The following is a 24,884-nucleotide window of genomic DNA, read 5'->3' as shown; positions in this document are numbered from 1 at the left end:
TCGACCTATCGCCGGGCCATGAGGGCGGCCCGGCGATGGCGCGGCAGCCTGCGGCCTTTGCTCCGAGCCATGGCACGAAGCTCGAAAGCCCACTTCGATCCAGCGGATAGCATTTTCGGTAGCACCCATGAGGCGTTCGCATGAGGCGCTACGCGCTCTTTCTCCTCGCCGGCCTGCTTTTCGCCGGTGCGCTGGCGCGGGACCAGTTCGATCGATGGGTGGCGGCGACGGAGATTCCGGTGCTGGTGATCGAGACGTCGATCGAAGTGCTCGACCGCGAAGGACGGCTGCTGCGCGCTTTCACTGTCGATGACGGCCGCTGGCGCCTCGCCGCGCAGCCCGCACAGGTCGACCCGCTCTACCCCGCTATGCTCATCGCCTTCGAGGACAGACGCTTTCTGCGCCACCACGGCGTCGACTGGCGCGCCATGGCCCGCGCCGCCGGGCAGGCGCTGTGGCACGGGCGGATCGTCTCTGGCGGCTCCACACTGACCATGCAGGTCGCCCGCCTGCTGGAGGACGGCACCACGGGGCAGATGGCCGGCAAGCTGCGCCAGCTTCGCCTCGCACTGGCGCTGGAACGGCAACTCACGAAAGACGAGATCCTCGCGATCTATTTCGAACGCGCCCCCTTCGGCGGAAATCTCGAAGGCGTGCGGGCGGCGACATTGGCTTATTTCGGCAAGGAGCCCCATCGGCTGACCCCGGCCGAGGCGGCGCTGCTCGTCGCCATTCCCCAGGCGCCGACCTCGCGCCGGCCGGACCGGCACCTCGCGAATGCCAGTGTCGCCCGCGACAGGGTTCTGGCACGCGTCGCCCGCGCCGGCGTGATCGACCACGACACTGCCGAGGCCGCGCGCACGACGCCGGTTCCCGCTCTGCGCCGCAACTTCCCCGCCCATGCGCCGCATCTCGCCGAGCGCCTGCGCGCAGAGCATCCGCTGCGCGACGTTCACCTGACGACGCTCGACCGCGACCTGCAGGCCGCGCTCGAGGATCTGGCCGGCGAATCCGCGCGGCAGGCGGGAGACCGGCTGTCGACCGCGATCGTGGTCGCCGACCACCGAACCGGCGACCTCCTCGCCTCGGTGGGCTCGGCCGATTACCTCGCCGAGACGCGCGGCGGCTGGCTCGACATGACCCGCGCCTTGCGCTCTCCCGGCTCGACGCTGAAACCACTGGTCTACGGCCTCGCGTTCGACGCCGGCCTCGCCCATCCCGAAACGCTCATCGAGGACCGCCCCACTGCCTTCGGCCGCTATGCGCCGGTCAATTTCGACGGCCAGTATCGCGGCACGCTGCGGGTGCGGCGGGCCTTGCAGATGTCGCTCAACATCCCCGTTGTCTCGCTGACCCAGGCGATCGGTCCGGCGCGTCTGGTCGCCCGGCTGCGCCGCGCCGGTGTCGAGCCGGTGATCCCGAGCGACACGCCGGGGCTTGCGGTTGCGCTCGGCGGCGTCGGCGTCACGCTGGAGGATCTCGTCCGACTCTACGGCGCGCTCGCCCGCGGTGGCCTGGCGATGCCGCTGCACGAGACCGGGGCGCCGGATGCGGAGCCGCGCCGGGTGCTCTCCGAGGTCGCCGCCTGGCAGGTCGCGGATATTCTCGCCGGCATGCCGCCCCCGGCGCATGCCGCGCGGCGCGCGCTCGCCTACAAGACCGGCACCAGCTATGGCCACCGCGACGCCTGGGCGCTCGGTTTCGATGGCCGTCACGTGGCCGGGGTCTGGATCGGCCGGCCAGACGGCACCGCAGTTCCCGGCGCCTTCGGCGGCGATCTCGCCGCGCCGGTCCTGTTCGAGACATTTGGCCGGATTGCCCCACGGAGCGAACCGCTGCCGCCACCGCCGCCTGCTGCGCTGCTTTCCTCCACCGCTGAGCTTCCGCTGCCACTGCAACGGTTCCGGCCGCGCAATGCCGTCTTCCAGACAGCCACTGACGGGCCCAAGCTTGCCTTCCCGCCGCCCGGCACCGAGGTCGAAGCGCGCGATGGCCTGGCGCTCAAGGTCCGCGACGGCACACCGCCCTTCACATGGCTCGCCAATGGCATGCCGGTGATCGTCGGGACGCGGGAGCGCGAGAGTTTCCTGCCGACACCGGGGAAGGGTTTCCTCGATCTCTCCGTCATCGATGCCGAGGGCCGTGCCGCCCGGACGAGCGTCGAACTGCGCTGAGCCGGGCGGGGTGCGGGTGAAGGGCCCCGCGTTTGAATCCGACCCGAATGCCGGCTCCCGCCCAGAGAATGGCCGCAACGGGAACCGACGGCCGGAGGTCGGATCAGATCCGTTCGATGGCCAGGGCGATGCCTTGCCCGCCACCGATGCACATGGTGATCAGCGCCGTCTTGCCGCCCGTCCGTTCCAGCTCGTAGAGCGCCTTGACGGTGAGGATCGCCCCGGTCGCCCCGATCGGATGGCCGAGCGCGATGGCGCCGCCATTGGGGTTGGTCTTCGCCGGATCGAGCCCAAGGGCGCGGTTGACCGCGATGGCCTGGGCGGCGAAGGCCTCGTTGCTCTCGATCACGTCGAAATCACCAACCGAGAGCCCGATGCGCGCGCAGAGCGCCTCGACCGCCGGCACCGGGCCGATGCCCATCACGTCGGGGCGCACGCCGGCATGGGCATAGCCCAGGATCCGCGCCTTGGGCGTAAGACCCGCCGCCTCGGCGGCATCGGCGCGGGCGAGAACGAGCGCGGCCGCGCCGTCGTTGATGCCCGACGCATTTCCGGCCGTGACCGTCCCGTCCTTCTGGAACGCCGGTCGCAGGCCGGCGAGTTGCTCGAGCGTGGTCGCCTTGGGGTGTTCGTCGCGGTCGAACATCACCGTGTCCCGCCTGACCTTCACTTCGACCGGAACGATCTCACGGGCGAACCGGCCCTCCTCGATGGCGCGCGCCGCCCGCGTCTGGCTTTCCAGCGCAAAGGCATCCTGGTCCGCGCGGCTCACGTCGTTCTCCCGCGCGACATTCTCCGCCGTCACGCCCATGTGCCCGGTGCCGAAGGGACAGGAGAGCGCGCCGATCATCATGTCCTGCGCGCCGACGTCCCCCATCTTCGCGCCCCAGCGGGCGGAGGAAAGGATATGCGGCGAGCGGCTCATGCATTCGGCACCCCCCGCAAGACCGAACTCGATATCCTCCAGCATCAGGCTCTGGGCGACCGACACGATCGCCTGCGCGCCGGACCCGCAGAGGCGGTTCACGTTCATCGCCGGAACGCTCTCCGGCATGCCGGCCTGCAAGGCCGCGACGCGGGAGAGATACATGTCCCGCGGCTCGGTGTTGATGATGTGGCCGAAGACCACGCTTCCGATCCGGTCCGGCGCCACGCCCGACCGCTCCAGCGCCTCGCGCGCCACCAGCGCTCCGAGATCGATCGGCGCGGTACCGGCCAGCGACCCGCCGAACGTACCGATGGCCGTGCGCACTCCTCCAAGAATCACGACGTCTTGCATTGTCTCCTCCTGACTTGCTGCCGCCACGTTAGCAGCCGCGAACGCTCATGGCTTGAGAAACCTCCCGGCTGGTGACGTTGCGGCGTCAGGTCGCGACTGACCAGCAGGATCGCGGGCCCCACGGCGCCGGAGGAACTGGTTCGAAACGCCCCGCCTGTTGCGGCTCGCGGAATAAGGAGTGCGTGGACAAAAGTTGGCCGTGCCCATCGGCGGACGACATAGGGCCCGCTAAACCGCGCGGTCAGCGCGCGCCTGTCGCCAGCCTTTCGCGCAGGCCCTCGGCGACCTGCCTCCGCTGGGCCTCCGGGAGGTCTCCGACGGCGTCCAGGACGGCCCGAAGTTCCGCCCGCGTGGTGTGGAGCCGGTCCACCAGCCTCAGGATGACGTCGAGCGCGTCATCCTCGAAATCGAAGCTCTCGCAAAGTTCGCAGGCCAGCCGCAGCCGCGCAACGTCGACCGGCAGGAACCCTCGCGTCCGTTCCGCGGGTCTGTCCAACGGGACCACGATCCGCGCCTTTACGAAACGCAGGAGCAGCGCCCGGTCGAGCCCGGGAACCTCGGCGATGATCTGTTCGTCGGAATAGACAACACTCATGGCTTCATCCCCTTGCGCGGATCATAGGCGTGTTTGCGGCGCCAGCCTTCCATGAAACCGGCCAGTTCATCGTCGATTGCGGGCGGCGCGACGATCTTCAGTTCCACGAGCTGATCGCCGCGCTTGTCGCGGCCGCGCGGAGCGATCCCGCGCTCGCGCAGGCGCAGTACCTGTCCCGAGCTGGCGCCCTTCGGGATGCTCAGATTGACCGGACCGCTGATCGTCGGCACTTCGACCTTTGCGCCGAGAACCGCCTCGTCGAAGGTGATCGGCAGCACCACGCGCACCGTGTCGCCCTCGCGGGAGAAAATTTTATGCGGCGCCACCGAGATCGTGATGAGCGCGTCGCCGGGACGACCCTTGCCGACCGCCGGACCGCCCTTGCCGCGCAGACGGATCGTCTGGCCATCCTCGATGCCGCGCGGGATCTGCACCCCGAGCGCCGACCCGTCCGGCAGGGTGATCCGCGTGCTGCCGCCAAGCGCGGCGTCCATGAAGGGCACTTCGAGGCGATAGCGGATATCCGCGCCGTCGGCATGGAAGCCGTGCATGTGGTCATGCCCCGCCCCGCCGCGCGCGCCACGCGCCTGGCGCATGAAATCGGTAAAGAAGTCCGACAGATCCTCGGATTCATCGAATTGCTGGCCACCCCGATACGGGTTGTCCCGCGCACCGGCGTAGCTGCGGTAGAAATGCGCCTCCGGACGATCCTGCCCCTGGGCGTCGATCTCGCCGCGGTCATATTGCGCCCGCTTCTCGGGATCTTTCAGAAGGTCATAGGCGTTCGCCGCCGCCTTGAACCGTTCTTCCCCGGCCGTGTCGCCCGGGTTCAGGTCCGGATGGCTTTCCTTGACGATCTTGCGGTAGGCCTTCTTGATCTCTTCCGCGCTGGCCGTCTTCTTCACCCCGAGGGCTTCGTAGGGATCCATGATGCGTCCCGTGCAAATTGCGTCACTGGCGGCCCGAGGGCCGTTCACAGGATGATATTGTCACGACACCGGGGATTTGCCAGAGTCGCAACGCGCGCTGCGGCGGTATGGCTGGGCGCTCCGACCTTTCGTCAGGTTATGCCCGGGCTTCGACCTGCGCGAGGCGCTCGACCGATTCGACGAGACCGTCACTCCCGGGGCCGAGACGCCCGAGAAGGTCCGCCTGGAAGGCGTTGGCCATCTGCGCCAGTTCCGCCATCACCGCATGCCCGGCCTCGGTCAGCGCCAGCGTGACCAGACGGCCATCCGCCGGATGTTCCCGTTTGCTGAGCAACCCCTCCTCCTCGAGGCGGCTGGCGGCGCGGGAGATGCGGCTTTTGTCGAGATCGACATGGGCGTGGATCTCCCGCACGCTCGCCTCGCCCTCGGCCGCAAGATGCGCCAGCACGCGCCACTCTGCACGGGAGAGGCCGAAGCGTTCGTGATATTGTCGCGAGAACTCCCGACTGATCTTGCCGGCGAGGACCGCAAGGCGGTAGGGGATGAAGCTGTCGAGGTCGAAGTCGCTCACGGGGGGTGCCCCATTGTTTGCCGACCCATTGCTTAATCACCCGGGGCGTTCCGTCAAGTCACGCCGGCACGAAAAGACCGCGACCAATGATTGCGGGCAGACTGCCCGGACCAGCAGGAGGAGGGCCGGATGACACCGGAATTCGAGCGCCATCTGACCGAGGAACTTGCCGCGATCGAGGCGCAGGGTCTGATGAAGCGCGAGCGTCCGATCGCCTCGCCGCAGGGCGCGCGGATCGAGGTCGCGGGGCGCGACATGCTCAACCTCTGCGCCAACAACTATCTCGGCCTCGCCGACGATGCCCGGCTCGTCGCGGCGGCGCGCGCCTCGCTCGAGCGCGACGGTTTCGGCATGGCCTCGGTGCGCTTCATCTGCGGAACCAAGCCGCTACACCGCGAGTTGGAACAGGCGCTCGCGCAGTTTCTCGGCAAGGAAGACGCGATCCTCTTTGCCGCCTGTTTCGACGCCAATGGCGGGCTCTTCGAACCGTTGCTCGGGCCGGAGGACGCCATCGTCTCGGACGCGCTCAACCATGCCTCGATCATCGACGGCATCCGGCTCTGCAAGGCGCGGCGCTACCGCTACGCCAATTCGGATATGGACGAACTGGAGGCGCAGCTCCGGGCAGCCCGCGAGGGCGGCGCGCGGCATATCATGATCGCCACGGACGGCGTGTTTTCGATGGACGGCTACCTTGCGAAACTGCCCGAGATCACGGCGCTTGCCGAGCGCTACGGCGCGCTTGTCATGGTCGACGACTGCCACGCCACCGGCTTCATGGGGCCCGAGGGCCGCGGCACGCCGCATCACTTCGGCGTGTCGGAGAAGGTCGACATCCTGACCGGCACGCTCGGCAAGGCGCTCGGCGGCGCGATCGGCGGCTACATCGCCGGTCCGCAGCCGGCCATCGACCTCCTGCGACAACGCGCGCGGCCCTATCTCTTTTCCAACTCGCTGCCGCCGTCGGTGGTGGCCGCGGGGATTGAGGCGCTGAAGATTGTCGAGGCAGGCGACGACCTAAGGTCCCGGCTCTTCGAAAACACCGCGTATTGGCGCGCGGGGCTCGCAGACCTCGGTTTCAACCTGTTGCCGGGCGAGCATCCGATCGTTCCGGTGATGCTCGGCGAGGCGCGGCTGGCGCAGGAAATGGCCGCCGCACTCTACGAGCATGGGGTCTACGTCGCGGGGTTCTTCTTCCCGGTGGTACCTAAGGGACAGGCGCGGATCCGTACGCAGATGAACGCGGCCCTGACGCGCGCGGATCTCGACCGGGCGCTAGACGCCTTCGGCAAGGCGGGACGTGAGACGAGGGTGCTGGCATGAAAACGACGATGAGGGCTTTGGTGAAGGCGGAGCCCGCGGTCGGGCTTGAGATGCAGGAAGTGCCGATCCCCGAGATCGGGCCGGACGACGTTCTGATCCGCGTCCACAAGACCGGGATCTGCGGCACCGACATTCATATCTGGAACTGGGATGACTGGGCGCAGAAGACCGTGCCGGTGCCGCTGGTGACGGGGCACGAATTCGCCGGCGAGATCGTCGAGATCGGCCGGCGGGTGGAGGACCTGCATGTGGGCATGCGCTGCTCGGGCGAGGGCCACCTTATCGGTCATCACTCGCGGCAGTCGCGCGCAGGCAAGTTCCATCTCGATCCGGAGACCAAAGGGGTCGGCGTCAACGTTCCGGGTGCTTTCGCCGAGTACCTACGCCTTCCCGCCTTCAACGTGGTGCCGCTGCCGGCAGATATCGACGACGAAATCGGCGCCATCCTCGACCCGCTCGGCAACGCCGTCCACACCGCGCTCAGCTTCGATCTGGTGGGCGAGGACGTTCTGATCACCGGCGCCGGGCCGATCGGCATCATGGCGGCGGCGATCGCCCGCCATGTCGGCGCGCGCCATGTGGCGATCACGGACGTGAACCCCGACCGACTGCGGCTCGCGACAGAGGTCGCCGACGTGCGGCCCGTGAACGTGGCCGAGGAGGATCTCAACGAGGTGATGCGTGAACTCGGCATGAAGCAGGGTTTCGATATCGGGCTTGAGATGTCGGGCAACCAGGCCGCGCTCGACCAGATGGTCGAGGCGCTGACCATGGGCGGGCGGATTGCGCTCCTGGGCATCCCGCCGGGCAAATCGCCGGTGGACTGGTCGCGCATCGTCTTCAAGGCGATCACCATCAAGGGGGTCTATGGCCGCGAGATCTTCGAGACCTGGTACAAGATGATTGCGATGCTCCAGAACGGGCTCGACGTACGAAAGGTCATCACGCACCGCTTCGGAGTCGATGACTTTCGCGACGGGTTCGAGGTGATGCGCGGCGGATCCTCTGGCAAGGTCGTGCTCGACTGGCGCTGAGGCCCGCCGCGTCGAGGCTCAGGGCAGGGTCGGGGCAATCATGATCAGCGCCCGCATCGCCATGCCGGGCTCCACGCCCGGCAGCATCGATTCATAGACGCGTTGCACGGCGCCGCGGCGGTACATGGTTCCGACGATGCCGTCGATCAGAAGGCGGAAATCGGTGTCGCCGCGCGCCATGGCGAGGCCCTGCTTCTCGACCGTCAGCAGCTGATTCGTGATGCGAAGCTCGCTCCCGAGGTTCTTGGTCGCCAATTGGTAGACCAGAATCGACTGGTCGCCAAAATAGGCCGCGATCTCGCCGTTGCGGAGCGCCTCGACGCCGGCGCCATGATCCTCGAAGGGAACGAGTTCGGCCTCGATCCCTTCCTTGACCAGGGAATTGTGCAGCGCGACCTGGGTCGTCGTGCCAGCCCTGACGCCGACCTTCTTGCCGGCGAGCGATTTCATCGAGGGATCGGCGTTGCGGGTCATCAGCGCGACGGTGCCGTCGACAAAGACCGGATCGGAAAAATCGACGATCTCGCGGCGATCCATGGTGATCGTTGCCGCCCCGCAGAGCAGGTCGATCTCGCCCGCGGCGACCTTCTCGAAACGGTTCTCGGTCGTGACCGGAACGAAGGAGACCTCGAGGTTGGGCAGCTCGAGGCGATCGGCGAGTTCCTGCGCGATGCCCACGCAGAGCAACGGGGTGTAGCCCGAGGCTTCGCCAGCCTCGTTGGCAAAGGAGAGCGGTGCCGCGTCCGAGCGGAAACCGAGCTTCAGCTCGTTTGTCTCGCGAATGCGCTCGATGGTCTGCGCCGAGGCGGATCCGGCGAGACCGATTGTGAGGGCGAGAATGGCGGCGACGATGCGCATGAAAGGCTCCCGGACTGGTTCGTATTCTGCGTTCGCGCGACCTTATCCGCGGGCCGCCCGACACACCACTCAATTCCGGGCGAGGCGGCGGCACGGTGCCGCCGGCGGGCTGCGAGGAAGCGCGCCGGCCGCGACCGGCGCGCGCTTTCCGGTGCGGCTCGCGCCGCCTCAGGCCACGTTGAACGCGAGCGGGCTGACGTTCTGGAAGAGTCCTGTCGCCTTCAGCTTGTCGAGCACCGGTTCCGGCACCCGCGCGTCGACATAGAGCAGAGCGATCGCATCCTTGCCAATGTCGGTCCGGCCGAGGGTGAAGTTGGCGATGTTGACGCCGTTTTCGCCCATTGTCTGGCCGAGCGTACCGATGATGCCCGGCACGTCCTTGTTGGTCGTGTAGAGCATGTGGGCACCGATCTCGGCATCGATGGTGATGCCCTTGATCTGGATGAAGCGCGGCTTGCCGTCGGAGAAGACCGTGCCGGCGATCGAACGCTCGCGAGTATCGGTCACCACGGTCAGCTTGATGAACGCGTCGAAGACGCCCGACTTGGCCTGGGTGGTGCGCGATACCTTGATGCCGCGCTCCTCGGCCTGGATCGGCGCAGAGACAAGGTTCACGTCCGGGTTCGACGCCGCCATCACCCCGGCGATGGCCGAACAGCCGAGCGCGTCGAGGTTCATCTTCGCCACCGCGCCATCATAAGTGATGTTGATCGCCTTGATCGGTTCGTTGGTCATCTGGCCGATGAAGGCGCCGAGATGTTCGGCGAGCTTCAGCCACGGACTCATGACCTTCGCCTCCTCGGCGGTGACCGACGGCATGTTGAGCGCGTTCTCGACGGCGCCGGTGTTGAGATAGGCGGCCATCTGCTGGGCCACCTGCAACGCCACATTCTCCTGCGCCTCGGTCGTGGAGGCCCCGAGATGCGGCGTGCAGACCACGTTCGGCATGCCGAAGAGCGGGTTCTCGGTCGCCGGCTCCTTGGCAAAGACGTCGAAGGCCGCGCCCGCCACGTGACCCGATTTCAGAAGCTCGGCCAGCGCGGCCTCGTCAACGAGACCGCCGCGGGCGCAGTTGATGATGCGCACGCCCTTCTTGGTCTTGGCGAGGTTCTCGCGGCCGAGGATGTTGCGGGTCTTGTCGGTCAGCGGGACATGCAGGGTGATGAAGTCGGCACGGCTCAGAAGCTCGTCGAGCTCGACCTTGGTCACGCCGAGCTTGCCGGCACGCTCGTCCGAGAGGAACGGGTCATAGGCGATGACCTTCATCTTCAGTCCCACCGCGCGGTCACAGACGATGCCGCCGATATTGCCCGCACCGATCACACCGAGCGTCTTGCCGGTGAGTTCCACGCCCATGAATTTCGACTTCTCCCACTTGCCGGCATGGGTCGAGGCCGAGGCTTCGGGGATCTGGCGGGCGACGGCGAACATCAGCGCGATGGCATGTTCGGCGGTGGTGATCATGTTGCCGAAAGGCGTGTTCATCACGATCACGCCCTTCTTGGAGGCGGCCGGAATATCGACGTTGTCGACACCAATGCCGGCGCGGCCGACCACCTTGAGGTTGGTGGCGCGCTCCAGGATGTCGGCGGTCACCTTGGTCGCCGAACGGATGGCAAGGCCGTCGTAATTATGGATGAGCTCGGCGAGCTTCTCCGGTTCCTTGCCGAGGGTCGGCAGGAAATCCACCTCGATGCCGTTATCGCGGAAGATCTGGACGGCGGTTTCGCTGAGCTTGTCGGAGACGAGAACTTTCGGGGCCATGTCAGGCACTCCTTGGGAAGAACGGGGGAAGGGCCGGGAGCCGCAGCCCCCGGCGATCTGTCACGCAGGATTGATCAGGCGTCCGCCAGCTGGGCGTCCATCTCGGCTTCAAAGGCCCAGACGAGCCAGGGCACGAGCGCTTCGAGATCGGCGGTCTCGACCGTTGCGCCACACCAGATCCGGAGTCCCGGAGGCGCGTCGCGATAGGCACCGATGTCGAACGCCACGCCCTCCGCGTCGAGCCGCTTGGCGACCGCCTTGGCAAAAGCAGCGCCGTCCTTGATCCGCGCGTCGGTGAATTTTAGGCAGACGCTGGTGTTCGAGCGAATGGCCGGGTCGGCGGCGAGGAAGTCGATCCAGTCGTTCTCGGCAACCAGGCGCTCGATCACGGCCGTGTTGGCGTCGGCCCGCGCGATCAGGCCCGCGAGTCCGCCCACGGATTTCGCCCAGTCGAGCGCGACGAGGTAATCCTCGACCGCGAGCATCGACGGCGTGTTGATCGTCTCTCCCTTGAAGACGCCCTCGATCAGCTTGCCGCCCTTGGTCAGGCGGAAGATCTTCGGCAGCGGCCAGGCGGGCGTGTAGCTCTCGAGCCGTTCGACGGCGCGGGGCGACAGGATCAGCATGCCATGCGCCGCCTCGCCTCCCAGCACTTTCTGCCAGGAGAAGGTGACGACATCGAGCTTCGACCAGGGCAGGTCCACCGCGAAGGCGGCGGAGGTGGCGTCACAGATCGTCAGGCCCGCACGGTCGGCGGGGATCGAATCGCCGTTGGGAAGACGCACGCCAGAGGTGGTACCGTTCCAGGTGAAGACAACATCCTTGTCGAAATCGACCTCAGCGAAATCGACGATCTCGCCATATTCGGCGGTCCTGACCACGGCATCGAGCTTGAGCTGCTTGACCACGTCGGTCACCCAGCCTGCACCGAAGCTTTCCCATGCCAGCATCTCGGCCGGGCGCTCGCCCAGGAGCGACCACATGGCCATCTCCATCGCACCGGTGTCGGAGGCCGGCACGATGCCGATCCGGTAGTCATCGGGAACGCCGAGCACCGCGCGGGTGTCATCGATCGCCTGCTTGAGTTTCGCCTTGCCGAGGGCGGCGCGGTGCGACCGGCCGAGGGCGGCGTCCTTAAGGGCGTCGAGCGTGAATGTGGGGGGTTTGGCACAAGGGCCGGAGGAAAAACGTGGGTTCGCCGGCCGCGCAGCCGGAGATTGAGTCGCCATTGGTGGTATCCTTCCAGATATATGCCCCTCGTTGGGGAGGGGTGTCCCGAGGCCGCTCATATGGCGGAAGGGGCCGGGCTGGCAACAGGCAAATGTCGTTTCCTCGGGACGCAACGCCGCATTCTGCCTGCCAGCATCCACTATCGGAAACTCCGGGGCCACCGGCGACGGCTGGACGGAAAGCGCCGGGGCTGGCAAATCGGGCCCGGGCGGTGTCTAAGCCGCGGCATCAACCGTCACCGGAGACCGAAATGCATGTCGTAACGCTGCTGTCCAACCCCGCCAGGCCCGCCCTCGAGGCCGGCGCCGTCGAGGCGCTGTGCAATGCCTGGGGCGGCGGCGAGGCACAATGGCTCGCGCCGGATGTCGCGGCGGAATTTGCTATGGATGAGGTTCCGTCGAACCGCTGGCAGGTCTGGGAAGATCTCCAGGCAATGGGCATCGACCTCGTGGTGCAACCGGAGGCGGGGCGACGCCGGAAGATGCTTCTGGCCGACATGGACAGCACCATGATTGGTCAGGAATGCATCGACGAGCTCGCGGACGTCGCCGGCGTCGGCGCGCGGGTCAAGGACATCACCGCGAGGGCGATGAACGGGGAGCTCGATTTCGAGAGCGCTCTGCGCGAGCGGGTCGCGCTCCTGAAGGGGCTCGATATCGGCGTGATCGACCAAGTTCTGGCGGAGCGCATCACCTTCACGCCCGGCGGACAGGAACTCGTCGCGACCATGAAGGCGCAAGGCGGCTACGCGGCGTTGGTCTCGGGCGGGTTCACCGCCTTTACCGCGAAGGTCGCCGCGGCTCTCGGCTTCGACGAGCATCGCGCCAACACGCTCCTGGTGGCAGATGGCAGGCTGACCGGCGCCCCCGGCGAGCCGATCCTCGGGCGCGCGGCCAAGGTCTCGGCGCTGGAAGAGATCGCCTCCCGGCTCGGTATCTCCGAGGCGGATGTGCTCGCCGTCGGGGACGGTGCGAACGATCTCGGCATGCTCGCGCGCGCCGGAACCGGCGTGGCGCTGCACGCCAAGCCCAGCGTCGCGGCGCAGTGCGACATCCGGATCAACCACGGCGACCTGACAGCGCTTCTCTATATCCAGGGCTATTCGCTCTCCGAGTTCGAAGGCGTCTGAGCCCGCCGGCATGATGCCGATTGGCAGCGCCCCAGCGGGTCCGCTAAGAAGGGACCACGAACAGGGAGGAAGAAAATGCCAAAGTTCCTATATGCCTATCATGGCGGAAAACAGCCCGAGAGTCCGGAGGAAGGCGCCAAGGCCATGGAGGCCTGGTCCGAATGGTTCGACAAGATGGGTGACGCCGTGGTGGATGCCGGCAACCCGGTCGGCGCGTCCTGGACCGTCAAGAAGGGAACGGTCGAGCAGACCGGCGGGGCGAACCCCGTCTCGGGCTATTCGATCATCCAGGCGCCGGACATGGTGACGGCGGTGAACTACGCCAAAGGCTGTCCGATGGTGACCGATGGCAGCGGCTCGATCGAGGTCGCCGAGATCATCCCAATGTAGGTCGGTCGAAGGTTCCGGGCACCGGGCGAAGCTGTCCGGTGTCCACCCCACGGCGGTTCGGGATGCGCGGCGCTATGAAACGGCGCGCTGTCGGATGGGCCGGGTCCAGCACACCGAGCGCCACAAGGATCGCCGAGATTGCGCTTTCCGAGGCACGCGTCGTCCCGTCCTCGATCTTCAACGCCACGCCGAACCCCTTGCCGGGCAGGATCGCGGCAAAGCACCCCTCCGCACCGGTCTTGGCAACGCCCGCGCCGGCGAGCGCGCGCATCAGCTCGGTGCAGGCGCGGCCCTCACCTGCCACCAGCTCGGGATGCGCCATCATCGCCTCGACCAGCCGCGCCTGCGCCTCCTGCCTCGATCCCCGGCCTCTGCGGGCGGCGGCGAAGGAAGCCATGGCGCGGGCCATGCCGGCGAGCGTCGAGGCGAAATTCGGCGCCGAGCAGCCGTCGATCCCGTAGCCGGGGCAATCCTCCTGAGTGAGGTCCTCCCAGGCCGCGCGCACCGCCTGCTGCACTGGGTGAAGAGGGTCGATATATTCCGGCCCGGCGTCGAGATGCTGCGCCAGCGTCAGGAAGCCGGTGTGCTTGCCCGAGCAATTGTTGTGTAGCTGGCACGGGGCGTCCTCCGAACAGGTGAAGTGCCTGAATGCATCCGGGTCATCCGGCATCTGCGGACCACAGCGCAGGTCCGTTTCAGAGAGGCCGAGGTCGGCCAGCCAGCGCGCCACGCGCCCGGTGTGGATCTCCGCGCCGTTGTGGCTCGCGCAGGCCAGAGCGAGCTGTTCGGAGCCGAGCCGGCGCGCATCGGCCGCCCCGCTCTGGACCAGCGGCAGCGCCTGAATCATCTTCGAGGACGAGCGTGGCAGGAACACCTTGTCGGGGTCGCCCCAGGAGGCGACAATCGCACCCGAGGCGTCGCAGACCACCGCATGGCCCCTGTGCACCGATTCGCGGAAACCGCCGCGCCAGATCTCCACCATCTCGACTGAGGCCATCGCGCCATCCTTTCCGGCAAAATTCCGCCTGCGGGTCTTCACCCGGCCGCCACATCTGCGTTACCATGCCAAGCAGCGGGTTGTAATCCCAGCCGCCTCGCGGAAAGTCCGGTCAACGGACCCAGGTGGTAACAGAATGAGGCAGAGACAGCTGGAGGCTGTGACAGACATGTTTTCCCGGATACTGACCGGCGTGGCCGCCGCTTCCGTCCTCCTTTCAGGAACGGTCGCGATGGCGCAGGACGTTTCGACCAACCAGGTTGCCGCCAAGACCGACTGGAGCGTCTTCGTCGAGGACGACCCCACCGAGTGCTGGGGCGTGTCCTCGCCCAAGTCAACGGTGAACACGCGCGACGGCAGGACCGTCTCGGTCAGGCGCGGTGACATCCTGCTCTTCGTGACCTTCCGTCCGGGCGCGGGCGCGGCCGGCGAGGTCTCCTTCACCGGCGGCTATCCCTTCGCCAAGGGCTCTACCGTGACGGCCGAGGTCGGAGGCAGCAGTTTCGAGCTCTTCACCGAGGGCGAGTGGGCCTGGCCGGCCTCGCCGGACGATGACTCCAAGCTGGTGACTGCGTTGAAGCGGGGCGCAGAGGCGACCTTCACCGCGCGCTCCACCCGCGGCACCCAGACCAAGGATACCTTCTCCCTGATGGGCTTCACGGCCGCGATGGAAGAGGCCGAGAAGCGCTGCGGGGAATAGCCTGCCGCCGGCTTGGCTGGCATAGGATACAGTCCGACTGCGCCCACGGCGCAGATCGCCTCTTCGCAATCTGCGCCTGGGCTACGGGGTCACTTTTAGCGATGAGCAAAGCGCCGCGCGCCGCGACTGCCCGATTCCGCTTGGCTGCGCCACGATATCCACCTGCCCGAAGTCGCTAAGCAGCCGCGGGATTGGAGGGAGCAGCTCTGACAGCCGGATCCTGGGCGGGCTTGGAAAACCGCCGGCCACCGCGTATATCAGGCGCCTCAACCCTGAAGGACGAACCGATGAGCGCCAGCGCCCCGATCACGCAGGATGTCGTGACCATTGCCCGCAAGCTGCCCGAAACCGGGAAGACGAACCTCGTCGGGCTGACGCGGTCGGAGCTGCGCGAGGTCCTGATCGCCCACGGGACCGAGGAGAAGAAGGCCAAGATGCGGGTCGACCAGCTCTGGCAGTGGATCTACCAGAAGGGCGTGCGCAGCTTCGACGAGATGACCAATCTCTCGAAAGCCTATCGCGCCGAGCTCGCCGAGCGCTTTGAGATCTCGGTGCCCGAGGTGGTCTCCAAACAGGTGAGCGAGGACGGCACGCGGAAATACCTGCTGCGGATCGCCGGCGGCCATGAGGTCGAGACCGTCTACATCCCCGAGGAAGGGCGCGGGACGCTCTGCATTTCCTCTCAGGTCGGCTGCACGCTGACCTGCTCCTTCTGCCACACTGGCACGCAGAAACTGGTGCGCAACCTGACCGCGGGCGAGATCGCCGGGCAGGTGATGGTGGCGCGTGACGATCTTGGCGAATGGCCGGAGCCGGGGCGGGCCCCGAAGGACGAGACGCGGCTTGTCTCCAACGTCGTGATGATGGGGATGGGCGAGCCGCTCTACAATTTCGAGGCCGTGCGCGACGCGATCGCCATCATCAAGGATGACGAGGGGCTGAGCCTCAGCCGCAAGCGGATCACCCTCTCGACCTCGGGCGTGGTGCCGGAGATCGCGCGGACCGCCGAGGAGATCGGCTGCCTTCTGGCCATCAGCTTCCATGCGACCACCGACGAGGTGCGCGACAGGCTGGTGCCGATCAACAAGAAGTGGAACATCGAGACGCTGCTCAACGCGCTGCGCGACTATCCGCGCCTGAGCAACTCGGAACGAATCACCTTCGAATACGTGATGCTCAAGGGCGTGAATGACGGCGACGCGGATGCGCGCCGCTTGGTCAGGCTAATCGCCGGCATCCCGGCAAAGATCAATCTGATCCCGTTCAACGAATGGCCCGGCGCACCTTATGAACGCTCTGACTGGGAACGGATCGAGAGCTTCGCGGACATCATCTACAAGGCGGGCTATGCCTCGCCCATTCGCACGCCGCGCGGCGAGGACATCATGGCGGCCTGCGGCCAGCTCAAGTCGGCCACCGAGCGGGCGCGCAAGAGCCGCGCCGAGATCGCCGCCGAGACCGGTCTGGGCGGCTGATCACATGGCGTCGCGGCGGCAGTTCTTCTGGCTTGCTGCGGGCGGCGCGGTGATGTCGGCCTCGGTTTCGGGCTATCTGCGCAATCGCGCGATCCCGCTCGAGACCCGGCCGATCACCGGGCTGCCGGGCTTCAGCTATCTCGAGGCCGGGCCGAGGACCGGCGGCCTGCCGGACCCGTTCTTTGGCCTGGACGCTGCCGAGACGCCGGCAGGGTCGCTGGAGGACCTTTTCGATGGCACACCGGCGCCGGGCGTGGTGCCGGTGGCGTCCTTCTCGGACTACAACTGCGCCTATTGCCGGGTTCTGACCAAGATGCTGCCGGAGATCGACGGTATCGACATCACCTGGCACGAGTTGCCTCTGCTCGGAGCGCGGTCGGTCATGGCCGCGAAAGTGGCGATCGCCGCCGACATGCAGGGTGCGTACATGCCGATGCATGCGCGGCTGATGCGCAGTGGCTACCGGATCGACGCGGCCTGGCTGCACCGCGCAGCCGATGAGCTCGGTCTCGATGGCGCGCGACTCGTCGCCGACATGGAGGGGCCGGAGGTGGCCGACCGGCTCGAGCGGAGCGCCGGGGTCGCGGCGCTGTTCGGGATTTATGGCACACCGGCGCTCGTGGTCGGGCATGTTCTTGTGCTGGGCAATATCGACCGGGCAGATCTCAACCGTCTGATCGAGCAAGAGCGCCTGGGCTGACGCGACCCACCGGCGCAGGCGCCGGCGGGTCCCGGACATGTGCGCCCTGTTCAGGCGGCCGCTTCCTCCGAATCGCGGCTGAAGGCGAGGATCAGCGCCGTTACGCCGTTTGACAGCAGCTCGATCCCGAGCAGGATGCCCAGAGACGTGGCGGCCGACAGCGGCCAGTTGGCGAAAATGATGATGCCGAGTGCCAGCGATGCGATGCCGGCCAGGATCATCACCCAGAAGAACTGCCGGTCTTCCATCGAGAAGGCGAGGATGATCTTGGAGATCCCGCCGGCGAGGAACAGGATCGCCACCATCGTGGTGAGCGCGATCATCCCCCTGAGCGGGTGGCCGAGGATCGTGATGCCGAGATAAAGCGCCAGCAGGCCGAGGAGGATGGTCCAGATCTTAGCTCCGGCTCCGGGCAGGCGGAACGCAGCGAAGATCTGAAGGACCCCCATGATCAGGAACATCCAGCCGGCGATCGCGGTCGCGGCGAGGCTGGCGGCAAAGGGGTTGGCGAGGGCGAAGACGCCCCCGAGGATCGCGAGGATTCCGACGATGGACCAGAGGATGCGGTTGGACACGGTGATTGACCTTCTGTTGCGTGGACCCGTTCACCGCGGACCGGGAGCGGGCGACACGGGGCGAGCGCCGCCCCTCTTGTCACTCTGCCCCGGAATACACTGTTCCGGAAACAGTTTCTTGACGTCGCCCGGCGATCAGCGGCCCGGAACGGTGCCGCGCTTGACGCCGACATTCGGCCAGCTGTCGATCGCCTCCACAGCCTGTTCGGCTGTTTCGACGATGCGAAAGAGCTCGAGGTCTTCCGGGCTGATCGTGCCGACCTCCGCGAGCGCCTCGAAATCGATCACCCGCTCCCAGAAATCGCGTCCGAAGAGCAGGAAGGGCACCTGCCGCATCCGGCCGGTCTGGATCAGCGTCAGCGCCTCGAAGAGCTCGTCCATCGTGCCGAAGCCGCCCGGGAAGATGGCAATTGCCGAGGCGCGCATCAGGAAGTGCATCTTGCGGATGCCGAAATAGTGGAAATTGAAGCACAGCTCCGGGGTGATGTATTCGTTCGGCGCCTGCTCGTGCGGGAGCACGATGTTGAGCCCGATCGACTTGCCGCCGGCATCGGCAGCGCCTCGGTTGCCCGCCTCCATCACGCCGGGGCCGCCGCCGGTGACGATGATGTCGTCGCGGCCGCCGGAGCGGGCGAGGCTGCGCTCGGTCATGATCCGGGCGAACTTGCGCGCCTCTTCGTAAAAGCGGCTCATCCCGGCGATCTCGGGTGTCGCGGCGTCCGCCACCCGTGCCGGCTCTGGGATACGCGCGCCGCCGAAGAGCACGATGGTGGAATCGACCCCCTGCTCGGTCATCGCGATCTCCGGCTTCAGGAGTTCGAGCTGGAGTCGCACCGGGCGCAGGTCGTCGCGCAGGATGAAATCCTGATCGTCATAGGCGAGCCGGTAGGCCGGAGAGCGGGTCTGCGCCGTGTCGCGCACGCCGGAGGAGGTTTCTATGTCCTCGTGAGCGTCCCGGAAGGATCGCTTCGACGGATCGTCTTTCATCGCGCGCGCGCCTGTGATTTGTGTGTTTCCCGACGCTAGACCGTGCCGCGACAAGAGGAAAGCCAAATGAACGACTGGAGAGAACGCATCGACGCCGCGGCGGACCGGATGTCGGGACTGAACCGGCGGACCCCGCTGATGGTGTCGACCGCGCTCTGGAACGATACGCTGGTGGAGATCAAGCTGGAGCAAATGCAACATACCGGCAGTTTCAAGCCGCGCGGTGCATTCAACACGCTCTTGTCGAAAAAGGTGCCCGAGGCGGGCGTCGTCGCGGCCTCGGGTGGCAACCACGGTGCGGCGGTGGCCTACGCGGCAGGCAAGCTCGGGCACAAGGCGAAGGTCTTCGTTCCGGAACTGGCCGGCCCCGCGAAGACGGCGCTGGTCGAAAGCTACGGCGCGGAGCTGGTGACGGTCCCCGGCTCCTATGCCGATGCGCTGGCGGCGGCACAGGACTGGGAAGCGGAGAGCGGCGCGCTTCAGGTTCACGCCTATGATTCGCCCGAGGCGGTCGAAGGCCAGGGGACGCTCTTCCGCGAGTGGGAATCCCAGGGGCTCGAGGCCGACACGGTGCTCGTTGCCGTCGGCGGCGGTGGGCTGATCGGCGGCGCGATGGCGTGGTTCGAAGGCGACCGAAAAGTGGTCGCGGTGGAATCGGAGGGCTGCGCGACACTCGCAACGGCGATGCGCGATGGGCCGGATGCGGAGATCGAGGTCTCCGGCGTCGTCGCCAATGCGCTCGGCGCTCGGAAGATCGGGCGGATCTGCTACGACCTCGCCATGGAACAGCAGATCGAATGCAAGGTAGTGAGCGACGCGGCGATTCTCGAGGCCCAGCGCCTTCTCTGGCAGAAGCTGCGTCTGCTGGTCGAGCCCGCCGCCGCCACGCCGCTCGCTGCGCTCCGCGCCGGCGCTTACCGACCCGAGAGGGGCGAGCGCGTTGCGGTGCTGCTCTGCGGCGCCAATGTCGAACCGGACCCGCTCGTCGGGGACGTTGCCTGAACCGGCCTCGGAGTGTAGAGCCTGCCGGAACGAAACCAAGCCAACAGGACTGCCACATGTCGGACGCTCAGACCAATGCCCAGCTCGAGGAGGCCATCGAAGCCGCCTGGGAGATCCGCGACAGCGTGACCCCGCATACCGGCGGCGCAACGCTGGAAGCGATCGAAGACACGCTGGCGGCGCTCGACAGCGGCCGGCTGCGCGTTGCCGAAAAGCAGGACAACGGTGACTGGCACGTCAACCAGTGGGCCAAGAAGGCGGTCCTCCTCGGCTTCCGCGTCAAAAACATGGAACAGCAGGACGGCGGCCCGCAGGGCGGCCACTGGTGGGACAAGGTCGACAGCAAGTTCAAGGGCTGGGGCGACAACGAGTGGGGCGCGGCGGGCTTCCGTGCCGTGCCGACCTGCATCGTCCGCAAGTCGGCCTTCATCGCCCCCGGCGTGGTATTGATGCCCTCCTTCGTCAATCTCGGCGCCTATGTGGACGAAGGGACGATGGTCGATACCTGGGCCACCGTCGGCTCCTGCGCCCAGATCGGCAAGAACGTGCACCTCTCAGGCGGCGTCGGCATCGGCGGCGTGCTGGAGCCGATGCAGGCCGGCCCGACGATCATCGAGGACAACTGTTTCATCGGCGCCCGCTCCGAGGTGGTCGAGGGTTGCATCGTGCGCGAGGGCTCGGTGCTTGGCATGGGCGTCTTCATCGGCAAGTCGACCAAGATCGTCGACCGCGAGACCGGCGAGGTCATGTATGGCGAGGTGCCGCCCTATTCGGTGGTCGTCTCGGGCTCGATGCCGTCGAAGAACGGCATCAACCTCTATTGCGCGGTGATCGTGAAGCGGGTGGACGCGCAGACGCGCTCCAAGACCGGCATCAACGAGTTGCTGCGCGACTGATTCGCGCCGCCGCGCAACTGGAATCCGACGAAATCCGTCATAATGCGGATTTCGTTTACCATTGTGGCGCCGGTTCGTCCAAAGAGCTGGTTCGCGGCAGCATTGTTGCCGCTGTGTGGCCAATTCACGGCTCGATTCAAATATTGATCATTTTCAACAAATTGTCCGCCCGGTTTCGGGCGAATTCGACGGGCAGTGTCTCCGCATGCTGGAGAACGATTCCCCGATGCTCGGATTTCGGGCCTTGCAGGCCGTCATGGACCTGCGCGCCACCGCCGGGCGGCAGCCGCGCTCGGCGATCCGGGGCATCGCGGCGCGGATTCCACCGGCCGACCGGGCCCGCGGCGCCGACGAACAGGCGCTGACCCGGCTGATCCTGCACCAGGGCGGACGACTCGAGAGCGGCGACGACCTCCGGCTCCGGGACGCGCTGCAACTCGCCGCTTCCCAGCCGCAGGCCGATGCGACCGCCTTTGCCGCCGCCACCGCGATCCTTCTGGCCGACAGGCTCCAAAACGGGCTCGGGAATGTCGACATGGGGCTCTACTGGGACGATTTCCAGCCGGACTATCTGGCCCTGCCCGCGCATGACCGCGCGGCGGTGCTTCAGGGTTTCCTGACAGGAGCGGATCTGGGGCGCCTGCGGCCTTGGCTGGGACCTCTGCCAGCGCGGCTGACCGAAACCACCGAAGCGGTCCGCGCCGACCTTCTGGCGGCTGCCGTCGCGGGGCGCACGCAGCTCATCGCGGGGGTTCTCGAGGCGGCCGGCGACCAGAGGGCGGAGCTGATCCTGCCGCAACTCCGCAGCCTGCTCGCAGGATCCCGCCAGCCACCGCTCACCGGAGACAGCCCTCTCTTCGCGCCGCTCATGGAAATCGCCGCGAGCGCTGGGCACGCCGCAACCCTGCCGGCGACCGTCCTGTTGATGGCTGAGGCGGTGTTGACCGGGGATGAGGAGGGATGGTTCGCCATCACCCTCTGGCCCGAGTCGATCCGCCGCTGGCTGGCGCTCGACCGACGCGCGGGCCGGCCGATCCTCTCCGGCCTGCGCCATCTCTACGAGAAGGACCTCGACTGGGTGCCGATGCCGGACCGGCGTGTTTCGCCCAAAGATATGGCGGAGGTACCGCTGTTGCCGGTGCTCGACGGCAGCTTCGCCGGCGGCGGTCACGGCACCCGGCTCGGCTGAGCGCTCCCGGACAGGCATTCCGGTCTTGGCAAGCGGCGCAGGAGCCCCTATGGCCGGCGCATGAGCACCAGGAATGACAAACCACAGAAGCGTCGGCAGCAGGTCTATACCCTGCTGGTCGAGGTCGGCCGCCACTCTGGCGACGGGCTGCCCGCGGAGTCCACCGGGGCGGCGCTGATGTGCTATGCTTCGGGCGTCGACGAGGCGGAGGCGGTGCGCGAGACCGTGGCGCTTCTCAAGCAGGCCGATCTCGCGCCGCTCGATGTCACTGGCTACGGCACGCTCGAGGAACGGCTGGCCGAGGGCCACGAGGTTCCCGACGAAGAGCGTGCCCTGATGGACCGGGCCCTGGCCGAGAATTCGGTCGTCATTGCGCAAATGACACCCTTTTTCGACTGAGCCGTCACGGAGAAAATGTGGCGTAATTGTGGCAGAAACCGCTCCACCAGGTGGCCAGTTTCCGCATCCCCGCCGCATTTCGGCCGAAGCTCCCGTCTAGAGTGACCGCAGGCAAGGGATGGGGAGACTATGACCTTCTTTTCCGTTCTCCGCGGCACCGCGGCGGGCGTCACCCTGACCGCCGGCGTCTTTGCCGCCGCGGTCCGCTTCGGCCCCGCGGTCGCGCCGCAGCATCACGAGGCGGCGATGGCCACCCTCGCCGCCGCCTTCGGCCAGGATCTCGATCCCTTCGGCGACGAACGACACCAATCAGACCCAGCGATGCCGGCCATCCTGCGCTGAGCACAGCATCGCGCGGCTTGCCCGAACCGGTCGCTTCATGCTCTATGCCCGCTATCTCGGGGCGCGGAGCGGCATGGCGAACATCTCCCACAGGAAACGCATCTGGGGCTGGTTCTTCTTCGACTGGGCCAGCCAGCCTTACAACACGCTGCTGCTCACCTTTGTCTTCGCCCCCTATATCAAGGAACTGCTCGACGACGGCGTCGCCGCGCAGGCGGCCTGGGGCTACATGATCGGCGCTTCGGGGCTGGCCATCGCGCTTCTCGCGCCGTTCCTCGGCGCCCTGGCCGACAAGGGCGGGCACCGGATCGGCTGGATCTGGGGCTTCTCGGCGCTCTACGTGATCGGCGCGGCGGGCACCTGGTTCGCCGATCCCGCCGGTTTCAACCTTACCCTCGTGCTTGGCCTCTTCGCGCTCGGCCTCGTCGGCATGGAATTCGCGACGATCTTCACGAACTCGCTGCTGCCGGATCTCGGCCCGCCCGAGGAGATCGGCTCGATCTCCGGCTCGGGATGGGCCTTCGGCTATGTCGGCGGGCTGGTCGCGCTTGTCATCATGCTCCTCCTGTTCGCCGAGTCCGGCGCGGGCACGACGCTGCTCGGACGCCCGCCAGCGCTCGGCCTCGACGCGGCTTCCCGCGAAGGAACCCGCTTTGTCGGCCCGTTCACAGCACTCTGGTATGCGGTCTTCATGGTCCCCTTCTTCCTCTGGGTGAAGGAGAGCCCCGGCCACGCGCGCGAACCGCTGCGCGACGCACTCCGCGACGCCTGGCCGGAGCTGCGCGCAACGCTCCGCGCATTGCCCCGGACGCCCTCGCTCTCCGCCTTTCTCGGCGCCTCGATGTTCTACCGCGACGCGCTCAACGGCCTATACGTCTTCGGCGGGCTCTATGCGGCGGGCGTGCTCGGCTGGAGCGTCGTCGACACCGGCATTTTCGGCATCATCGCCGTGGTCACCGCCGCTCTCTTCGCCTGGATCGGCGGCAAGGCAGACAGCCGGTTCGGGCCGATGCCGGTCATCGCCGTCTGCCTGGTTCTTCTCGCGGCAGTCGGACTGGCGGTGATCTTCATCTCCCGCCAAAGCGTCTTCGGCATAGGCGTTTCCGCGAATTCCTCGCTCCCGGACCTCGCCTTCTACGCCGCCGGCGCAACGATCGGCGGGGCTGGCGGGGCGCTGCAAACAGCGAGCCGCTCCATGATGTGCCGGCAGGCCGATCCCGAGCGCATGACCCAGGCCTTCGGCCTCTACGCGCTGGCCGGCAAGGCCTCGTCCTTTCTCGCGCCGCTCTCCATCGGCCTGCTGACCGACATCAGCGGAAGCCAGCAAACCGGCATCATTCCGGTCATTATCCTTTTTCTGTTGGGGCTGGTGCTGCTATTCTGGGTCAAAGCAGACGGGGAGAGAGCAGCATGTACACCTTTCGACGCACCCTTGCCGCCGGGCTGATCGCCCTTCTGGCGCTTCCGACCGCCGCCGCGGCGCAACAGAAGGCGAGCCACCTTCTCGGCGCCAAGGCCACACCATCGCAGCATGAATCCCAGCCGATCGGCTTCTATTCGAGGGGCTGCGCGGCCGGCAATATCGAGCTGCCGGAGACCGGCCCGACCTGGCAGGCGATGCGGCTGTCACGGAATCGCAACTGGGGCCAACCGGAGATGATCGACTTCCTGAAGGATCTCTCCGCCTACGCAGCGACTGTCGGCTGGAAGGGCCTCTATATCGGCGATATCGGCCAGCCGCGTGGCGGGCCGATGGTCTCGGGACACGCCTCGCACCAGATCGGGCTCGATGCCGACATCTGGATGAAGCCCGCGACCAACCTGCGGTTGAGCCGGCGCGACCGGGAGAATATCAGTTCGGTCGATGTACGCTCCGCCGATCAGCGTTCAGTCAACGGCAACTGGACGCCGGCCCATGCTGCGATCCTGAAACGCGCGGCGATGGACCCGCGGGTCGACCGGATCTTCGTCACCCCGCCGGTCAAGGTCGAGTTCTGCAAGACGGCAAGCAAGCGCGACGCGAAATGGCTGCAGAAGATCCGCCCCTATTGGGGGCACAACTACCATTTCCACGTGCGTCTCAAATGCCCCAAGGGCGCGCGGGGATGCGTGACGCAGACACCGACAGTGAAGGACTTGTCCAAAGGCGGAACCGGCTGTGACTCGACGCTTACCTGGTGGGTCACCGATATGCTGGACCCGCCCAAGACCACCGCCAAACCAGCCAAGCCCGCACCGAAGAAGCGCCACCCGCGCGACTACACGATGAAGGATCTGCCGGGTCAGTGCGGCGCCGTTCTCGCCTCGCGCTAGAGGGACAGGCGGTCGGGAAGATCGTCGCTTCCG

General features: G+C 67.0%; 25 protein-coding genes. 15 read left to right on the top strand and 10 right to left on the bottom strand.

The window, feature by feature from the left end:
* Window positions 1-140 precede the first annotated feature (140 nt).
* The gene (gene pbpC / locus EU800_RS06730) at window positions 141-2,174 is read left to right on the top strand and encodes a penicillin-binding protein 1C (RefSeq protein ID WP_129629866.1); all 2,034 of its coding nucleotides are present in this window, start codon (window positions 141-143) and stop codon (window positions 2,172-2,174) included.
* Between the two features lie 103 nt (window positions 2,175-2,277).
* Here the strand turns inward: pbpC and EU800_RS06725 are convergent, their stop codons facing one another.
* From EU800_RS06725 to EU800_RS06710, 4 genes are all read right to left on the bottom strand, one after another.
* Window positions 2,278-3,453, bottom strand: a complete 1,176-nt coding sequence (locus EU800_RS06725; protein ID WP_129629863.1) for an acetyl-CoA C-acyltransferase family protein — start codon at window positions 3,451-3,453, stop codon at window positions 2,278-2,280.
* Window positions 3,454-3,694: 241 nt separating this feature from the next.
* Window positions 3,695-4,048 carry a hypothetical protein gene (locus EU800_RS06720; protein WP_129629861.1) on the bottom strand — a complete coding sequence of 118 codons (354 nt, stop codon included), beginning with the start codon at window positions 4,046-4,048 and terminating at the stop codon, window positions 3,695-3,697.
* The gene (locus EU800_RS06715) at window positions 4,045-4,977 is read right to left on the bottom strand and encodes a DnaJ C-terminal domain-containing protein (protein ID WP_129629859.1); all 933 of its coding nucleotides are present in this window, start codon (window positions 4,975-4,977) and stop codon (window positions 4,045-4,047) included. The genes EU800_RS06720 and EU800_RS06715 overlap by 4 nt, the downstream gene beginning before the upstream one ends.
* A 136-nt stretch (window positions 4,978-5,113) precedes the next feature.
* The gene (locus tag EU800_RS06710) at window positions 5,114-5,548 is read right to left on the bottom strand and encodes a MarR family winged helix-turn-helix transcriptional regulator (RefSeq protein ID WP_129629857.1); all 435 of its coding nucleotides are present in this window, start codon (window positions 5,546-5,548) and stop codon (window positions 5,114-5,116) included.
* Between the two features lie 129 nt (window positions 5,549-5,677).
* Between EU800_RS06710 and EU800_RS06705 the strand changes: the two genes are divergently transcribed.
* Both EU800_RS06705 and tdh read left to right on the top strand, forming a co-directional pair.
* A complete protein-coding gene (locus EU800_RS06705) occupies window positions 5,678-6,871 on the top strand; it encodes a glycine C-acetyltransferase (RefSeq protein ID WP_129629855.1) in 1,194 nt (397 codons plus the stop codon).
* Window positions 6,872-6,879: 8 nt separating this feature from the next.
* A complete protein-coding gene (tdh, locus tag EU800_RS06700; protein WP_129630017.1) occupies window positions 6,880-7,905 on the top strand; it encodes an L-threonine 3-dehydrogenase in 1,026 nt (341 codons plus the stop codon).
* An 18-nt stretch (window positions 7,906-7,923) separates the two neighbouring features.
* Here the strand turns inward: tdh and EU800_RS06695 are convergent, their stop codons facing one another.
* From EU800_RS06695 to EU800_RS06685, 3 genes are all read right to left on the bottom strand, one after another.
* Complete coding sequence (locus EU800_RS06695; RefSeq protein WP_129629853.1) at window positions 7,924-8,763, bottom strand: amino acid ABC transporter substrate-binding protein; 840 nt, start codon at window positions 8,761-8,763, stop codon at window positions 7,924-7,926.
* Window positions 8,764-8,931: 168 nt separating this feature from the next.
* Entirely contained in the window at window positions 8,932-10,527 is a 1,596-nt protein-coding gene (gene serA, locus EU800_RS06690) for a phosphoglycerate dehydrogenase (RefSeq protein WP_129629851.1), read from the bottom strand.
* A gap of 74 nt (window positions 10,528-10,601) precedes the next feature.
* Entirely contained in the window at window positions 10,602-11,756 is a 1,155-nt protein-coding gene (locus EU800_RS06685) for a phosphoserine transaminase (RefSeq protein WP_129629848.1), read from the bottom strand.
* Between the two features lie 251 nt (window positions 11,757-12,007).
* On the opposite strand from EU800_RS06685, the gene serB reads away from it, so the two are divergent.
* Together serB and EU800_RS06675 are read left to right on the top strand one after the other, a co-directional pair.
* Entirely contained in the window at window positions 12,008-12,886 is an 879-nt protein-coding gene (gene serB / locus EU800_RS06680) for a phosphoserine phosphatase SerB (RefSeq protein WP_129629846.1), read from the top strand.
* A 75-nt stretch (window positions 12,887-12,961) separates the two neighbouring features.
* On the top strand, window positions 12,962-13,276 hold the full coding sequence (locus tag EU800_RS06675; RefSeq protein WP_129629844.1) for a YciI family protein: 315 nt from the start codon (window positions 12,962-12,964) through the stop codon (window positions 13,274-13,276).
* On the opposite strand, the gene EU800_RS06670 is transcribed toward EU800_RS06675, so the two are convergent.
* Window positions 13,263-14,273, bottom strand: coding sequence for an asparaginase (locus EU800_RS06670; protein ID WP_129629842.1), 1,011 nt, complete (start codon window positions 14,271-14,273; stop codon window positions 13,263-13,265). The two genes, EU800_RS06675 and EU800_RS06670, sit on opposite strands and share 14 nt — an antisense overlap.
* Window positions 14,274-14,442: 169 nt before the next feature.
* Between EU800_RS06670 and EU800_RS06665 the strand changes: the two genes are divergently transcribed.
* The 3 genes from EU800_RS06665 (at window position 14,443) to EU800_RS06655 (ending at window position 17,148) form a co-directional block, all read left to right on the top strand.
* The gene (locus EU800_RS06665) at window positions 14,443-14,973 is read left to right on the top strand and encodes an invasion associated locus B family protein (RefSeq protein WP_129630015.1); all 531 of its coding nucleotides are present in this window, start codon (window positions 14,443-14,445) and stop codon (window positions 14,971-14,973) included.
* A 287-nt stretch (window positions 14,974-15,260) separates the two neighbouring features.
* Complete coding sequence (gene rlmN / locus EU800_RS06660; protein ID WP_129629840.1) at window positions 15,261-16,448, top strand: 23S rRNA (adenine(2503)-C(2))-methyltransferase RlmN; 1,188 nt, start codon at window positions 15,261-15,263, stop codon at window positions 16,446-16,448.
* Window positions 16,449-16,452: 4 nt separating this feature from the next.
* On the top strand, window positions 16,453-17,148 hold the full coding sequence (locus EU800_RS06655; RefSeq protein WP_129629838.1) for a DsbA family protein: 696 nt from the start codon (window positions 16,453-16,455) through the stop codon (window positions 17,146-17,148).
* Window positions 17,149-17,198: 50 nt separating this feature from the next.
* Here EU800_RS06655 and EU800_RS06650 read toward each other — a convergent pair whose 3' ends face one another.
* A complete protein-coding gene (locus tag EU800_RS06650; protein ID WP_165354580.1) occupies window positions 17,199-17,723 on the bottom strand; it encodes an HdeD family acid-resistance protein in 525 nt (174 codons plus the stop codon).
* A 135-nt stretch (window positions 17,724-17,858) separates the two neighbouring features.
* Window positions 17,859-18,710 carry an LOG family protein gene (locus EU800_RS06645; RefSeq protein WP_129629834.1) on the bottom strand — a complete coding sequence of 284 codons (852 nt, stop codon included), beginning with the start codon at window positions 18,708-18,710 and terminating at the stop codon, window positions 17,859-17,861.
* A gap of 66 nt (window positions 18,711-18,776) precedes the next feature.
* On the opposite strand from EU800_RS06645, the gene EU800_RS06640 reads away from it, so the two are divergent.
* The 7 genes from EU800_RS06640 (at window position 18,777) to mepA (ending at window position 24,851) form a co-directional block, all read left to right on the top strand.
* Window positions 18,777-19,712, top strand: coding sequence for a threonine/serine dehydratase (locus EU800_RS06640; RefSeq protein ID WP_129629832.1), 936 nt, complete (start codon window positions 18,777-18,779; stop codon window positions 19,710-19,712).
* Between the two features lie 56 nt (window positions 19,713-19,768).
* On the top strand, window positions 19,769-20,608 hold the full coding sequence (dapD, locus tag EU800_RS06635; protein ID WP_129629830.1) for a 2,3,4,5-tetrahydropyridine-2,6-dicarboxylate N-succinyltransferase: 840 nt from the start codon (window positions 19,769-19,771) through the stop codon (window positions 20,606-20,608).
* A gap of 226 nt (window positions 20,609-20,834) precedes the next feature.
* Complete coding sequence (locus tag EU800_RS06630) at window positions 20,835-21,797, top strand: hypothetical protein (protein ID WP_129629828.1); 963 nt, start codon at window positions 20,835-20,837, stop codon at window positions 21,795-21,797.
* Between the two features lie 60 nt (window positions 21,798-21,857).
* Window positions 21,858-22,196, top strand: coding sequence for a hypothetical protein (locus EU800_RS06625; protein ID WP_129629826.1), 339 nt, complete (start codon window positions 21,858-21,860; stop codon window positions 22,194-22,196).
* Between the two features lie 129 nt (window positions 22,197-22,325).
* Entirely contained in the window at window positions 22,326-22,538 is a 213-nt protein-coding gene (locus tag EU800_RS06620; protein ID WP_129629824.1) for a hypothetical protein, read from the top strand.
* 37 nt (window positions 22,539-22,575) lie between these two features.
* Window positions 22,576-23,985, top strand: a complete 1,410-nt coding sequence (locus tag EU800_RS06615; protein ID WP_242500422.1) for an MFS transporter — start codon at window positions 22,576-22,578, stop codon at window positions 23,983-23,985.
* Window positions 23,949-24,851: a penicillin-insensitive murein endopeptidase gene (mepA, locus tag EU800_RS06610; protein WP_129629822.1), complete on the top strand. Its 903-nt coding sequence runs from the start codon at window positions 23,949-23,951 to the stop codon at window positions 24,849-24,851. The genes EU800_RS06615 and mepA overlap by 37 nt, the downstream gene beginning before the upstream one ends.
* The last annotated feature ends 33 nt before the right edge of the window (window positions 24,852-24,884 follow it).

Source organism: Tropicimonas sp. IMCC6043, from assembly GCF_004146235.1.
Lineage (GTDB): Bacteria > Pseudomonadota > Alphaproteobacteria > Rhodobacterales > Rhodobacteraceae > Tropicimonas.
This window is presented reverse-complemented; position numbering and strand designations above follow the sequence as displayed.

What these genes read in the sequence shown, in the direction of transcription:
- pbpC (WP_129629866.1), top strand. Translation starts at nt 141, where the DNA reads ATGAGGCGCTACGCGCTCTTTCTCCTCGCCGGCCTGCTTTTCGCCGGT.
- EU800_RS06725 (WP_129629863.1), bottom strand. Translation starts at nt 3,453, where the DNA reads ATGCAAGACGTCGTGATTCTTGGAGGAGTGCGCACGGCCATCGGTACG.
- EU800_RS06720 (WP_129629861.1), bottom strand. Translation starts at nt 4,048, where the DNA reads ATGAGTGTTGTCTATTCCGACGAACAGATCATCGCCGAGGTTCCCGGG.
- EU800_RS06715 (WP_129629859.1), bottom strand. Translation starts at nt 4,977, where the DNA reads ATGGATCCCTACGAAGCCCTCGGGGTGAAGAAGACGGCCAGCGCGGAA.
- EU800_RS06705 (WP_129629855.1), top strand. Translation starts at nt 5,678, where the DNA reads ATGACACCGGAATTCGAGCGCCATCTGACCGAGGAACTTGCCGCGATC.
- tdh (WP_129630017.1), top strand. Translation starts at nt 6,880, where the DNA reads ATGAGGGCTTTGGTGAAGGCGGAGCCCGCGGTCGGGCTTGAGATGCAG.
- EU800_RS06695 (WP_129629853.1), bottom strand. Translation starts at nt 8,763, where the DNA reads ATGCGCATCGTCGCCGCCATTCTCGCCCTCACAATCGGTCTCGCCGGA.
- serA (WP_129629851.1), bottom strand. Translation starts at nt 10,527, where the DNA reads ATGGCCCCGAAAGTTCTCGTCTCCGACAAGCTCAGCGAAACCGCCGTC.
- EU800_RS06685 (WP_129629848.1), bottom strand. Translation starts at nt 11,756, where the DNA reads ATGGCGACTCAATCTCCGGCTGCGCGGCCGGCGAACCCACGTTTTTCC.
- serB (WP_129629846.1), top strand. Translation starts at nt 12,008, where the DNA reads ATGCATGTCGTAACGCTGCTGTCCAACCCCGCCAGGCCCGCCCTCGAG.
- EU800_RS06675 (WP_129629844.1), top strand. Translation starts at nt 12,962, where the DNA reads ATGCCAAAGTTCCTATATGCCTATCATGGCGGAAAACAGCCCGAGAGT.
- EU800_RS06670 (WP_129629842.1), bottom strand. Translation starts at nt 14,273, where the DNA reads ATGGCCTCAGTCGAGATGGTGGAGATCTGGCGCGGCGGTTTCCGCGAA.
- EU800_RS06665 (WP_129630015.1), top strand. Translation starts at nt 14,443, where the DNA reads ATGTTTTCCCGGATACTGACCGGCGTGGCCGCCGCTTCCGTCCTCCTT.
- rlmN (WP_129629840.1), top strand. Translation starts at nt 15,261, where the DNA reads ATGAGCGCCAGCGCCCCGATCACGCAGGATGTCGTGACCATTGCCCGC.
- EU800_RS06655 (WP_129629838.1), top strand. Translation starts at nt 16,453, where the DNA reads ATGGCGTCGCGGCGGCAGTTCTTCTGGCTTGCTGCGGGCGGCGCGGTG.
- EU800_RS06645 (WP_129629834.1), bottom strand. Translation starts at nt 18,710, where the DNA reads ATGAAAGACGATCCGTCGAAGCGATCCTTCCGGGACGCTCACGAGGAC.
- EU800_RS06640 (WP_129629832.1), top strand. Translation starts at nt 18,777, where the DNA reads ATGAACGACTGGAGAGAACGCATCGACGCCGCGGCGGACCGGATGTCG.
- dapD (WP_129629830.1), top strand. Translation starts at nt 19,769, where the DNA reads ATGTCGGACGCTCAGACCAATGCCCAGCTCGAGGAGGCCATCGAAGCC.
- EU800_RS06630 (WP_129629828.1), top strand. Translation starts at nt 20,835, where the DNA reads ATGCTCGGATTTCGGGCCTTGCAGGCCGTCATGGACCTGCGCGCCACC.
- EU800_RS06625 (WP_129629826.1), top strand. Translation starts at nt 21,858, where the DNA reads ATGAGCACCAGGAATGACAAACCACAGAAGCGTCGGCAGCAGGTCTAT.
- EU800_RS06620 (WP_129629824.1), top strand. Translation starts at nt 22,326, where the DNA reads ATGACCTTCTTTTCCGTTCTCCGCGGCACCGCGGCGGGCGTCACCCTG.
- EU800_RS06615 (WP_242500422.1), top strand. Translation starts at nt 22,576, where the DNA reads ATGCTCTATGCCCGCTATCTCGGGGCGCGGAGCGGCATGGCGAACATC.
- mepA (WP_129629822.1), top strand. Translation starts at nt 23,949, where the DNA reads ATGTACACCTTTCGACGCACCCTTGCCGCCGGGCTGATCGCCCTTCTG.